The following is a 12,125-nucleotide window of genomic DNA, read 5'->3' as shown; positions in this document are numbered from 1 at the left end:
AGTCGCCATCGAATGGCTACCGGAGAATCCGTCTGCGCAACAGCACCAGGGCGACGGTGAATCCCACGATGCCGTAGACGGCCAGTGCCCCTGCATGCAGCCAGGGCATGTCGATGGTGCGTCCGAGCATGGCCGGACGGATCAGCGCCACGGCGTGGGCCAGCGGTAACCACTCCGTCACATGACGCGCTGCCGCCGGCAGTTGCGACAACGGAAAGAACACGCCAGAGAGCAGCAGCATCGGCGTCATGACGAGCGTTTGGTAGAACATGAAGAAGTCGTAGCTCGGTGCGAGCGCTGTCATCACCATGGCCAGACTCGCGAACGCCAGTCCCGCGAGCAGGACCGCGGGCAGCACCACGGGAAGGCTCTCGATGCGCGCGTAACCGAGCACGCTGGCCACTCCCAGAATGGCGAGGCCCGAGAGCACCGCCTTGCTGGCCGCCCACACCACTTCGCCGAGGACTACGTCGCCCAGTGTGAGCGGCGTGTGCATCAGCGCTTCCCATGTGCGCTGCACGTGCATGCGCGAGAAGCCCGAGTACATCGACTCGAAGCTTGCGGAGAACATCACGCTTGACCCGACCGTGCCCGCCGCGAGAAACGCAATGTACGAGGTGCCGTCGACTTCACCGACCATCATGCCGAGGCCGAAGCCCAGTCCGAAAAGATAGATCATCGGGTCGGCCAGATTACCGAACATCGACGCGATCGCGAGTTTGCGCCACACGAGGAAGTTGCGCCGCCAGACGCCTGTCCACGGTGTCAGGCCCGGCAGATAGCGGGGGGCGTCGGGAGGGTGTCCGTGCGGTGTGCCGATACGCGAGGTGCTCGCGCTCGCGGCTGCGGCGCTCTCCGTGAGGGAGTGACTGCCGGAATCGTGTCTCTCGTGCTCAGTCATCGCGCATCTCCCGTCCCGTGAGTTTGAGGAAGACGTCTTCCAGATTCGCACGCCGATGCAGATAGCGCACCCCGGGCTGGTCTTGCAGGGCGCTCACGACCGGGACGGCGTCGCGCACGTAGCAGAAGTGGGTCTCGCCGCTGGTTTCGAGGCGCTCGGAGAGTGGGGTGAGCCGGGCGAGCAGTCCCTGAGGCACGTCGCCGAATACCTCGACGACATCGCAGCCGATCTCACGGGCCACGAGTTCGGGCGGTGTGCCCTCGGCAATCTTGCGGCCGTTGTCGATCACGCACAGGCGATGGCACAAGCGCTCGGCCTCTTCCATGAAGTGTGTCGTGAGCAGAATCGTCTTGCCCTCGTTCATCAGCGATTTGAGGCGTTCCCAGATCAAATGCCGGGCTTGCGGATCGAGGCCGGTGGTCGGCTCGTCGAGGATCAACAGATCGGGATTGTTGACGAGCGCCCGGGCGAGGGTGAGGCGTCGTTTCATGCCGCCCGAGAGTTGGCTCACGCGCGCGTTCGCCTTCGATTCGAGACGTGCGAACGCGAGCAGGGCAGGTACTCGCTCGCGGAGTTCGGCGGAGGAGAGTCCGAAATAGCGGCCGAAGACGGCGAGGTTTTCGCGTACCGTGAAGTCGGGATCCAGATTGTCGAACTGCGGCACGACACCGACGCGGCGTCGCGCTTCGGGCGCCAGTCGCGGTACGGGCATGCCGCCGAGGCGGATGTCACCGGCGTCGGGCGTGACCAGACCCAGCAGCATGCGCAGGGTAGTCGTCTTGCCCGCGCCGTTCGGCCCAAGCAGGCCGAAGCACTCGCCCGGCGCCACGCGCAGCGAGAGGCGATCAACGACCGGGCGGCCGTCGTAGGCCTTGCATAGCTCGGTTACCTCGATGGCGGCATCGGTCATGGCGAGTCGGGCGGTTTCCTGTTGAGCGGGTGCGGGCGTCTACGCCGTGCGGCATTTGCGCATTGTCGGACAAAGCCCGGCTGGGGCGCGTGCATTGCCTTACGGATTGCGTGCCCTTATGAGACGAGTACGGCGGGCGATGTGGTATGTTTCGCCTCAACAATGTAGCGTGATTTGTCATGATTTTGGATTCCCTGCGTGCGCAGCGGTGCGCGCGAACTCATTTTTGCCCCAGTGACGGGGCATTCGGCAAGGCTGTGCCGCGGAGGACCGTATGAAGTCCGGTGCGGGTAACGTGGCGCGCGGCGCGCCCCAGCAGGTGCGGATCATTGGTGGTCAGTGGAAACGTACGCCGCTGCCAGTGCCGCCGGGCGACGGTCTGCGGCCCACGCCCGATCGCGTGCGCGAAACGCTGTTCAACTGGCTCGGCCAGGATCTGAGCGGCATGCAATGTCTCGACGCATTCGCCGGAAGCGGTGCGCTGGGGTTCGAGGCGGCGTCGCGCGGTGCGGCACGGGTGCTGATGATCGAGCACGCTGCGCCGGCCGTACGGCAGCTCCGTGCCAATCAGGCGAAGCTTGGCGCCAGCCAGATCGAGATCGTGCAAGCCGATGCCAGGCGCCTGATAACCACACTTGCGCCCGGGGCTTTCGACGTCGTCTTTCTCGATCCCCCGTTTGCGAGCGGCTGGCTCAGTGACCTGTTGGCGCCTGCGGCCCGTCTGTTGGCGCCGAACGGGGTGATTTACGCCGAATCCGACGTCCCGCTGGAGGACGATGCACTTGCTGCGCTAGATCTTGCATGCCTGCGCCGGGCGAAAGCCGGGGCGGTGCATTATCATTTGCTTGAATCGATTCCGAAAACCTAGAGACCACAATGAATAAGCACGTAGCATCGGTCCCCAGCCGCGAGGAGACGTTGGCATGGTAGTGGCGATCTATCCGGGGACGTTCGACCCGCTTACCCGAGGACACGAAGATCTGGTCCGCCGCGCGGCGGGCATCTTCGACAAGCTCGTTGTCGGCGTGGCGGATAGCCGAAACAAGAAGCCGTTCTTCACGCTCGACGAGCGCATCGACATTGCGCGTGAAGTGCTGGGTCACTATCCGAACGTCAGCGTGGAAGGGTTTTCCGGGCTGCTCAAGGACTTCGTGCGCAAGCACCAGGCCCGCGTGATCGTGCGCGGTCTGCGTGCCGTCTCGGACTTCGAGTACGAGTTTCAGATGGCAGGGATGAATCGCTATCTGTTGCCCGATGTGGAAACGATGTTCATGACACCGTCCGACCAATACCAGTTCATCTCGGGCACGATCGTGCGCGAGATTGCGCAATTGGGCGGCGACGTCAGCAAGTTCGTGTTTCCTTCCGTCGAAAAATGGCTCGTGACGAAAGTTGGCGAGTTGCCGGCGAAGGAATGAGTATCGCGCGCGCCGGTCGGGGCCTTATGGCTGACCGGCGTTGCGATACGGCTGGAGGTGCCGTATGGCCTTGATGATTACCGATGAATGCATCAATTGCGACGTTTGCGAGCCCGAGTGCCCGAACGACGCCATTTCGATGGGGATCGAGATCTACGAGATCGATCCGAACAAGTGCACCGAGTGTGTCGGTCACTTCGATGAACCGCAGTGTGTGCAGGTGTGTCCGGTGGAGTGCATTCCGATTAACCCCGAGCATGTCGAGACGCCCGAGCAACTACTCGAGAAGTACACCCACCTGCAAGCGGGCAAGACTGCCTGAGCGGCGCGCGGCCGCTCGTTCGTCCACCGCTTCGCTTACTTCCCCGGCGTGGCGTGCAAACGCATCATCGCCTTTTCCATCTCGCCTTTGACGACCAGATCGACGATGTCGAGTGAGCGCGACATCGCGTCGTCGATTTGCGCTTGCTCTTCCTTGCGTGGCGGCTTGAGCACGAAGTCCACCACCTGCTGCTGACTGCCCGCCGGTTGCAGCGTGCGCGGATGCCCGATGCCCAGACGCAGGCGCCAGAATTCGGGCGTCGTCAGATGGGCGGTAATGTCCTTCAGGCCGTTGTGGCCGCCGCTGCCGCCGCCTCGCTTGAGCTTCACGGTGCCGGGCAGCAGATCCAGTTCGTCGTGCACAACGAGAATCTCGTCCGGCAGGATCTTATAGAAGCGTGCGAGTGCGACCACCGACTGTCCCGAGCGGTTCATGAAGGTCTGCGGTTCGAGCAGCCACACTTCCTGACCGGCGATGCGCGCACGCGCGGAAAAACCGTGGAAGTTCTTCTGGTGGGTGAGCGATGCGCCGCATTGCTGCGCCAGCGCGTCGACGAACCAGAAGCCTGCATTGTGACGCGTCGCTGTATATTCGGCGCCCGGATTGCCGAGCCCTACGATCAGCTTGATCATTTCGGTATCAGGATCTTGGCGCGCCTGCCGTCAGGCACGCGCACCGCCAATAAAAAAACCCGCCGGACATGATGTCGCGGCGGGTCTTGCGTCCAGCGTCGCCGCTGAAAGCTAACGCACGAGGCTTAGGCAGCCGGCGTTTCGCCTTCGGCAGCCGGGGCAGCCGCTTCGTCAGCAGCAACACCAGCCGGTTGGACGGCTTGTGCCACCACCGGGTTTTCTTGCTCGACGTGCAGCGTCAGCGTCACGCCGGCGGGCAGCTTGACGTCCTTGGCGTGCACCGATTGACCGGCTTCCAGCTTCGACAGGTCAACTTCCAGGAATTCCGGCAGCTTGCCCGGCAGGCAGTTGATGTCGAGTTCGTTCACGGTGTGGCTGATCACGTTCGAAGCCAGCTTCACGGCCGGGGCGTTCTCGGCACCCAGGAAGTGCAGGGGCACCTTCACGTGGATCGACTTGTTCGGGTCGACACGTTGGAAATCCACGTGCAGAACCAGTTGCTTGAACGGGTGGTACTGCACATCGCGCAGCAGCACTTGTTCGGTCTTGCCGGCGACTTCCAGCTCGAGAATCGACGAGTGGAAGGCTTCCTTGCGGAGGGCGTGCCACAGGGCGTTGTGATCGAGCTCGATCAACTTCGGATCGACATTACCACCGTACACGATGCCCGCGGTCTTACCGGCATTGCGCAGGCGGCGGCTCGCACCCGTACCTTGCAGATTACGCTCAAAAGCGACGACTTTCATAACAACTCCTTGTACTGCCCGCGACCAGGCAGCGATTTCTTCCTGAAGATCCGGTTAAAAAACACAGGCTTCAGGAACGACAAAGGCGGGGAGATGCTCCCCGCCGACATAACAACGGCGCCACACAGGCGCCGCCGCATAATTCTACCGAACGCTTATTCCGCGAACAGCGACATTACCGAGTCGCCGCGACGAATACGCGAGAATGTTTCAGCGAGCAGATTGGCGCAGCTCAACTGACGAATCTTGCCGCCCTTCGAGTCGTCGCGCAGCGGAATCGTATCTGTCACGACCACTTCGTCCAGCTCCGAGGCGTTGATGCGCGCCGCCGCACCGCCGGACAGCACCGGGTGCGTGCAGTAAGCGAAAACCTTTTGTGCGCCGCGCTCTTTCAGCACTTGCGCAGCCTTGCAAAGCGTACCGGCGGTGTCGACCATGTCGTCCATGATGACGCAGGTACGGCCTTCGACTTCACCGATGATGTTCATCACTTCAGCCACGTTGGCCTTCGGACGACGCTTATCGATGATGGCCAGATCGCAATGCAGTTGCTTCGCGAGTGCACGGGCACGCACCACGCCGCCCACGTCAGGCGATACCACCAGCAGGTTTTCGTGGTTCTGTTCGCGCACATCCGCCAACAGCAGCGGCGAGGCGTAAATGTTGTCGACCGGGATATCGAAGAAACCCTGAATCTGGTCGGCGTGCAGGTCCATCGTGATGATGCGCTCGACGCCCGCGATTTGCAGCATGTTGGCTACGACCTTTGCCGAGATCGCCACGCGCGCCGAACGGGGGCGGCGATCCTGACGGGCATAGCCGAAATACGGAATGGCAGCGGTGATCCGGCCGGCAGAAGCGCGTTTGAGCGCGTCGACCATGATCATCAGTTCCATCAGATTGTCGTTGGTCGGAGCGCACGTCGACTGGAGGACGAAGACGTCCTTGCCGCGCACGTTTTCCTGGATTTCGACCTGAATTTCACCGTCGGAGAATCGGCTCGCCATGGCTTTGCCGAGCGGAATGCCAAGGGTGTCGACGACCGCTTGGGCCAGGGCGGGATTGGCGTTCCCGGTGAATACCATTAGGTTATCACTACTCATCTGGCTACCTGCGGAACGTTTGGATGCTGACACTGCACGACAGAGAAATTGGCAGGGGAGGAAGGACTCGAACCCTCGTATGCCGGAATCAAAATCCGGTGCCTTAACCAACTTGGCGACTCCCCTACACTAACCGATGCCCTTGTTGCGTCGTAGGAAACGCAACAAAGTAAAACTTTTTCACGCGAATCCGAACATCGGGTGTTCGGCCAGACTGGTGGTCACTTGACCGATCCAGCGCTCTGGCAATCGCTTGCACGCCGCTTCCGCATCTGCCTTCGTGTCGAATACCGCAAACACACTGGCGCCGGAACCTGTCATGCGTGCCGTGGTGAAGGTTCTGAACCAGTCAATCACGGCAGCGACTTCCGCGTATTCTCGAGTGACTGCCGCCTGCATGTCGTTACGGAAGATTTCGTCCGTTTCGAGCATGTTTTTGTTGGCGTGCTCAAGAAAGAACGCCATTGTGACGATCTTCGTATCCCTTGTCAACAGGGGATCGCGAAAAATTTTGTCTGTCGCGACGTGTACGCGAGGGTTCACGACGAGGAAGTGTCGCTGCGGTAAATCGACAGCGTGCAACTCCTCGCCGAGTCCCTCTGCGAAGGCATTTCGGCCGAAGACGAAAAACGGCACGTCAGCCCCGAGTTTCAACGCGAGCGTCTGGAGCGCCTCGCGAGGCAGATCGAGTTGCCACATGCGATTGAGCGCGAGCAGGGTCGTCGCGGCATCGGAGCTGCCGCCACCGATGCCGCCGCCGGCCGGCAGCCGTTTCTCGATGGCGATGTCCACGCCGAAGCGCACGCCGCAATGTTCCTGTAGCAACCGGGCGGCCCGCACCGTGAGATCCGTCTCCGGCGGCACGCCTGGCAACGGGTTCGTGTGCACGATCCGGCCATCGTCCCGGCGTTCGAAATGCAGCGTGTCGGCCCAATCGATCAGTTGGAAGACGGTTTGCAGTTCGTGATAGCCGTTCGGACGCCGTCCCACGATGTGCAGGAAGAGGTTCAGCTTGGCCGGAGCGGGGCAGTCACGCAGAATTTCGTACATGGCGATGGGCGATGCGAAACGAAGGCTGTCGGGGACCGTTGCCGCAACGTTGCGACGACGATGTCCGTGGATGAGAAAAATGTCCCGATGCAGTCCGAGCGATAGCGGCGCTCAGGGTGCCGGCACGGGCCAACGAGGCGGCGCCAAGGATAGCACCGTCGCGATGCCGGCGCCCGTGCGCTTGTCAGGACGTCGACACTGCGCAGGCGAAATCGGAGCGACGGGTGGAAAGCGAGAGGGCGAGCGGGCAAGCGGCGATAGGCCCGCGACTTACTCGTCGATCACCAGCCGGACAGCGAGTGGGGAGCCGTCAAGCTCGCGTGAGAGATCGAGGCGTTTGACCCGCAATGGCGAGCCGTCGAAATAGGCCTGGTAGTCGATCGTCCAGCCATCCTGTTTCAAATGGGTCGGGCGTTGCGTTTGCGGATCGCGCTCGATGCTTGCCGGCGAACCTGGTGCACTCTGCATGCGCAGCCAGTAGCGCAGCCCCCCCACCGGCAGCGCAAAGCCGAGCGCGTCGTGCATGACATCTTCGAGACGCGGACCGGTCAGCGGCGCCTTGCCTGGCAGTTCGAGCGACGCGCTGCGCGGATTTTCGCGCACGATCGCCTGTGTCTGCCCAAGCGGGTCGAGCAGTTGAACGGTCGCGTTCTCGCCGCTCTGCTGCCAATCGAAATTGCCGTACGTATTACGTGGTTCGCCGTTTTGCTCGTAACGCACGGCGAAGCGGCCGCGATAGTGTTCGACGCTGGTGCCGTCGGGCGGAGTGACCGGCACGGGCGGCGCGAGACTCGCGCAACCTGTCGCCAGCACAGCGCTCGCGCAGGCGAGCGCCAGCGTCATGGCGCGAATCGGGCGAGATATCCCGAGCGAGAACGAGGCGCCACGAAACGAAAGCGTCGACATCTTCCGCATTACGGTGCCACGTTGTAACGCTTCATCGTCGAGCGCAGGGTGTCGTCGTCGCCATCGAGCTTCAGCGCTTCGCGCCAGGTCTTGCGAGCCTCCTCCTGCTGGCCCGATTCCCACAGCACTTCGCCCAGATGCGCGCCGATTTCCGCTTGCGCCTGAATGCCATACGCGCGACGCAGCAAATCGAGGGCTTGCTGTTTGTCGCCGAGGCGATATTTCACCCAGGCCAGACTGTCCATGATGTACGGATCTTCCGGCGCGAGCGACGATGCCTTCTGCAACAGCTTGAGCGCTTCGGGCAGACGCGTGTTGCGCTCGGTCAGCGAATAGCCCAGCGCGTTGTAAGCCTGCGCGTTATCGGGCTGCGTCGACATGACACGACGCATCGCCTTTTCCATCACGTCGTAGTGCTTGTTCAGTTCGGCGACCATACCGTACTGATAGAGCAGGTCCGGATCGTCGGGATTGTTCTTGACCTCGACGGCGAGCAACTTCTCAGCGTCGTCGTATCGCTTTGCCTTGACGAGCAGATCGGACTCGGCGCGCTTGAGCGCGAGTTGCTCGCGCGGGTCGCTCGATTTGATGCCATGCAGCAGGGCGCGACCTTCCTCGACCTTGCCCTGATCGGCGAGCAATTGCGCGCGCCCGATCTGTGCCGGCAGATACGCGTTGCTGTCTTCGCGAATCTTCGAGAGCCACTTGTCGGCGGCCGGGTAATCCTTGCGATCCTGCGCAATCTGCGCGAGATAGACGTAGGCTTGCGCGCCGTCGGTGTTCTGTTGCTCGGCTTCCGCTGCGTACTTTTGCAGATACTGTTCGGCTTGTTCCGGATGCTTGGCGTGCAGATTGAGCAACGCCAGCGCCATGAGCGTCGAAAGCTCGTGCGGGTAACGCTTCTCCAGCGTCTCGAACTGCTTTTGTGCTGCGTCGAGCTGGTTATCTGCGAGCAGCAGCTTGGCGTACGCGAAGCGCGCTTCCTTGGCGTTCGGATTGCGATCGAGGAACGTCTTCAATCCGGCAATGGCATTGGTACGCTCTTCCGGGCCCATCTGACCGTACAGAAGCGCGGCGGCCTCATAGTCGGGCTTGAGCTTGAGTGCGGTTTCGAGCGACGTGCGCGCACCGGCCGTGTCGCCGGCATCGAGTTGCGATCGGGCCAGAGCCAGTTGCGCCTCGGGCCGTTGCAGGTCGTTCGCCAGCATGCGCTTGAGCGATTCGATGCCTGTGGCGCGCTCCGGACTGCGCGCAATCATTTGCTGAAGTTCGAGAATGGCCTGACCACGACGCGCTTCCGGCACCTTGTTCAGTTCTTCGACAAGCAGCGGCTCGGCTTCGGCCAGATGGCCTGTGCCGACTTCGAGGCTTGCGAGCAACTGCGACGCCGGACGCCAGGACGGATCGAGCTGATGCCACAGACGAGCGGCCACCAGGGCGTCGCCAAGCTGCCGGGCGCCCAGTGCGATCTCGACCGAGCGACGCGCCATGCGCGGGTCCTTCGTCCGGTTCGCCAGGGCGATGTACGTGTTGAAAGCCGGGGCAAGGTTGCCTTGCTGGAGGCTCAGCTCGGCGGCCATTACTTCGAAGACGATCTCGCTGGTAAGCGCGACATTCGGCAGCTTTTCGCGAGGAATGTTCGCATCGGGCTTCACGTCTTCGCTGTCGGCATTCGCATCGGCGTCGCTGGCCGCGCCCGGTGCGCTAGCCTTGGCCGGTGTGGCCGTCGGGGCGCTGGCAGGAGCCGCCGGCGCTTTAGGCGCCGTCTGTGCGGCCGGGCCGGTCTGCGCGAACACATTCGAAGATGGCAGAAATGCCATGATCGCGCTGGCGCAGGTTACGCCGAGCGCCGTTGCGCCGGCCCACGCCCCTCGTGCCAGCGCGCCGCGCAGGCGCAAAACCACGGGGGCTACAGTGAGCGCTGTATTATCGGCGGCGGGAATGGACTGGAATCGGGTGTTCGGCATAGGGATCCACGGCAGGTTTCGAGCGATTGTAGCGCGCCCGATACAATAGAGTCTAAATCCTCAGCAAACGTTCGCAGGCATGCCTGAACTCCCAGAAGTCGAAGTCACCCGCCGCGGTATTGCGCCGCACGTCGCGGGTACGCGTATCGCGCGTATCGACGTGCGCAACGCTTCGTTGCGCTGGCCGGTGCCCGATGGCCTCGACACCCTCTTGCGTGGCGAAACGCTCGTCGGCGTCACCCGTCGCGGCAAATACCTGCTGCTCGAATACGCCCCGGGCTGGCTGCTGGTTCATCTGGGCATGACCGGCACCTTGCGCGTCATGCCTGAACCGGAGGCGCTCCCGGCCGCCGGCGTACACGATCATATCGATCTGGTGTTCGAGCGGTGCGCGCTGCGCTATCGCGACCCCCGCCGCTTCGGCGCGGTGTTGTTCCATCCGCGTTCGGCAGGCGACGTGCTCAGGCATCCGCTGCTCGCCAGCCTCGGGGTTGAGCCGCTGACGGACGACTTCGACGGTCACTGGCTATACGCCGGCACCCGGGGGCGGACGGTCGCCATCAAGCAGGCGTTGCTCGCGGGCAGCATCGTGGTGGGCGTGGGTAATATCTACGCATCGGAGAGTCTTTTCCGCGCCGGAATCAACCCGCGCATGCCGGCAGGCAAACTCACGCGGCCGCGCGCGGACAAACTCGCAAAGGCAGTCAAGGACGTACTTGCCGCGGCGATTGAGAAAGGCGGCAGCACGTTGCGCGACTTTGTCGGCAGCGACGGCCAGAGCGGCTATTTTCAGCAGGAGTATTTTGTCTACGATCGTGCCGGACAGCCATGTCGCGTGTGTGGCACACCGGTCCGGCAGATCGTACAGGGCCAGCGTTCCACGTTCTTTTGCCCGCAGTGCCAGAAATAACGCAGCGGCGAGGTCGGATCGGGCGGCAGGGGAAACCCGGCGCCGCCGGACGTCGATCGCTGCACCCGATGTCTCCGTGAAACCCATATGAACTCATCGTCCAACGACCGTCCCGCCAATTCGCTCGCGGGTACTTTTGCCGAGCGCCTGATCGCCTGGCAGGCGGAGCACGGCCGCCACGATCTGCCGTGGCAGAACACGCGCGACGCCTATCGCATCTGGTTGTCGGAAATCATGTTGCAACAGACGCAGGTTGCCACCGTCATTCCCTATTACGGGCGGTTTCTCGAGCGTTTCCCCGACGTTGCCGCGTTGGCGAGCGCGCCGCAAGACGATGTCATGTCGCTCTGGGCCGGTCTTGGCTACTACTCGCGCGCGCGCAACCTGCATCGTTGCGCGCAGGTCGTCGTCGCCGAGCATGGCGGACGTTTCCCGTCGGACCCCGAGACGCTCGCCACGCTGCCGGGCATTGGCCGTTCGACGGCCGCGGCGATTGCCGCGTTTGCCTACGATGCGCACGCCGCGATTCTCGACGGCAACGTCAAACGGGTGCTTGCGCGAGTTTTCGGCATCGAGGGTTTTCCGGGCACGCCGAAGATCGAGCGAGACATGTGGGCACTGGCGGAATCGTTGCTGCCGCAAAAGGATTTGCCTGCCTACACGCAGGGCATGATGGATCTCGGTGCGACGCTGTGCGGACGCGGCAAGCCGCGCTGTGGCGAGTGCCCGTTCGATAGCGATTGCGTTGCCCATGCGACCGGACGCGAGCGTGTACTGCCGACATCCAAGCCGAAAAAGGTGCAACCGGAGCGTTACGTCGACGTGCTGGTGATTTGCTCGGACGAGCGCATGTTGTTCGAGCGGCGGCCCGACAGCGGCATCTGGGGCGGGCTTTGGAGTCTGCCGGAATTGTCACCGCCAACGGATGAGCGCGAGGCGGACGAAACATCGCTGCGCGAGCGCCTGACGGCGCATGCAGCGGCGCTCGGCGCAACGCAGGGCACGGTCCAGTCGCTCGTGCCGTTGCAGGAGCTTACGCATGTTTTTACGCACTTCCGGCTGCACCTGCGGCCGTGGCTGGTCACGCTGTCGGGGGCATCGGGCAAGCGCGCGTCTGTGGGGCATTCGAGCGATTCGGGTCATGCCTGGCTCGACACCGCGGGGATTGCTGCTGCGGGTTTGCCGTCGCCGATCCGCAAAATTGCCGACGCCCTGTGTGCCGTGTCGCCCGGCGACGGTCAACTCAGCCTGCCGGCGTGA

The 12,125-nt window shown here is 63.0% G+C and carries 13 protein-coding genes and 1 tRNA gene; 5 read left to right on the top strand and 9 right to left on the bottom strand.

The window, feature by feature from the left end; translation table 11 throughout:
• Positions 1–16: 16 nt before the first annotated feature.
• Positions 17–901, bottom strand: a complete 885-nt coding sequence (locus AT395_RS22325; RefSeq protein ID WP_082164739.1) for an ABC transporter permease — start codon at positions 899–901, stop codon at positions 17–19.
• The gene (nodI, locus tag AT395_RS22320) at positions 894–1,811 is read right to left on the bottom strand and encodes a nodulation factor ABC transporter ATP-binding protein NodI (RefSeq protein WP_048628606.1); all 918 of its coding nucleotides are present in this window, start codon (positions 1,809–1,811) and stop codon (positions 894–896) included. Before nodI ends, AT395_RS22325 begins: the two co-directional genes overlap by 8 nt.
• Positions 1,812–2,085: 274 nt before the next feature.
• Here nodI and rsmD point away from each other — a divergent pair, with 274 nt between their 5' ends.
• The 3 genes from rsmD to AT395_RS22305 all read left to right on the top strand — a co-directional run bounded on the left by rsmD (position 2,086) and on the right by AT395_RS22305 (position 3,551).
• A complete protein-coding gene (rsmD, locus tag AT395_RS22315; RefSeq protein ID WP_042114292.1) occupies positions 2,086–2,679 on the top strand; it encodes a 16S rRNA (guanine(966)-N(2))-methyltransferase RsmD in 594 nt (197 codons plus the stop codon).
• 55 nt (positions 2,680–2,734) lie between these two features.
• Positions 2,735–3,229, top strand: a complete 495-nt coding sequence (coaD, locus tag AT395_RS22310; protein ID WP_042114294.1) for a pantetheine-phosphate adenylyltransferase — start codon at positions 2,735–2,737, stop codon at positions 3,227–3,229.
• A gap of 64 nt (positions 3,230–3,293) precedes the next feature.
• The gene (locus AT395_RS22305; RefSeq protein WP_042114296.1) at positions 3,294–3,551 is read left to right on the top strand and encodes a YfhL family 4Fe-4S dicluster ferredoxin; all 258 of its coding nucleotides are present in this window, start codon (positions 3,294–3,296) and stop codon (positions 3,549–3,551) included.
• Between the two features lie 35 nt (positions 3,552–3,586).
• On the opposite strand, the gene pth is transcribed toward AT395_RS22305, so the two are convergent.
• From pth to AT395_RS22270, 7 genes are all read right to left on the bottom strand, one after another.
• Positions 3,587–4,183 carry an aminoacyl-tRNA hydrolase gene (gene pth / locus AT395_RS22300; protein WP_048628607.1) on the bottom strand — a complete coding sequence of 199 codons (597 nt, stop codon included), beginning with the start codon at positions 4,181–4,183 and terminating at the stop codon, positions 3,587–3,589.
• A gap of 125 nt (positions 4,184–4,308) precedes the next feature.
• A complete protein-coding gene (locus AT395_RS22295; RefSeq protein WP_039373726.1) occupies positions 4,309–4,929 on the bottom strand; it encodes a 50S ribosomal protein L25/general stress protein Ctc in 621 nt (206 codons plus the stop codon).
• Between the two features lie 155 nt (positions 4,930–5,084).
• Positions 5,085–6,032: a ribose-phosphate pyrophosphokinase gene (locus tag AT395_RS22290; protein ID WP_039373727.1), complete on the bottom strand. Its 948-nt coding sequence runs from the start codon at positions 6,030–6,032 to the stop codon at positions 5,085–5,087.
• Positions 6,033–6,081: 49 nt separating this feature from the next.
• Positions 6,082–6,158: transfer RNA gene (locus AT395_RS22285), tRNA-Gln, on the bottom strand.
• Positions 6,159–6,212: 54 nt separating this feature from the next.
• Positions 6,213–7,082, bottom strand: coding sequence for a 4-(cytidine 5'-diphospho)-2-C-methyl-D-erythritol kinase (ispE, locus tag AT395_RS22280; protein ID WP_042114298.1), 870 nt, complete (start codon positions 7,080–7,082; stop codon positions 6,213–6,215).
• A 270-nt stretch (positions 7,083–7,352) separates the two neighbouring features.
• Positions 7,353–7,988 carry an outer membrane lipoprotein LolB gene (locus tag AT395_RS22275; protein ID WP_082117998.1) on the bottom strand — a complete coding sequence of 212 codons (636 nt, stop codon included), beginning with the start codon at positions 7,986–7,988 and terminating at the stop codon, positions 7,353–7,355.
• 8 nt (positions 7,989–7,996) lie between these two features.
• Positions 7,997–9,955: a tetratricopeptide repeat protein gene (locus AT395_RS22270; RefSeq protein WP_053086346.1), complete on the bottom strand. Its 1,959-nt coding sequence runs from the start codon at positions 9,953–9,955 to the stop codon at positions 7,997–7,999.
• Between the two features lie 79 nt (positions 9,956–10,034).
• On the opposite strand from AT395_RS22270, the gene mutM reads away from it, so the two are divergent.
• Positions 10,035–10,865: a bifunctional DNA-formamidopyrimidine glycosylase/DNA-(apurinic or apyrimidinic site) lyase gene (mutM, locus tag AT395_RS22265; RefSeq protein WP_048628608.1), complete on the top strand. Its 831-nt coding sequence runs from the start codon at positions 10,035–10,037 to the stop codon at positions 10,863–10,865.
• Between the two features lie 87 nt (positions 10,866–10,952).
• Positions 10,953–12,125 carry an A/G-specific adenine glycosylase gene (mutY, locus tag AT395_RS22260; protein ID WP_048628609.1) on the top strand — a complete coding sequence of 391 codons (1,173 nt, stop codon included), beginning with the start codon at positions 10,953–10,955 and terminating at the stop codon, positions 12,123–12,125.

The organism is Pandoraea apista (assembly GCF_001465595.2).
GTDB lineage: Bacteria > Pseudomonadota > Gammaproteobacteria > Burkholderiales > Burkholderiaceae > Pandoraea > Pandoraea apista.
This window is presented reverse-complemented; position numbering and strand designations above follow the sequence as displayed.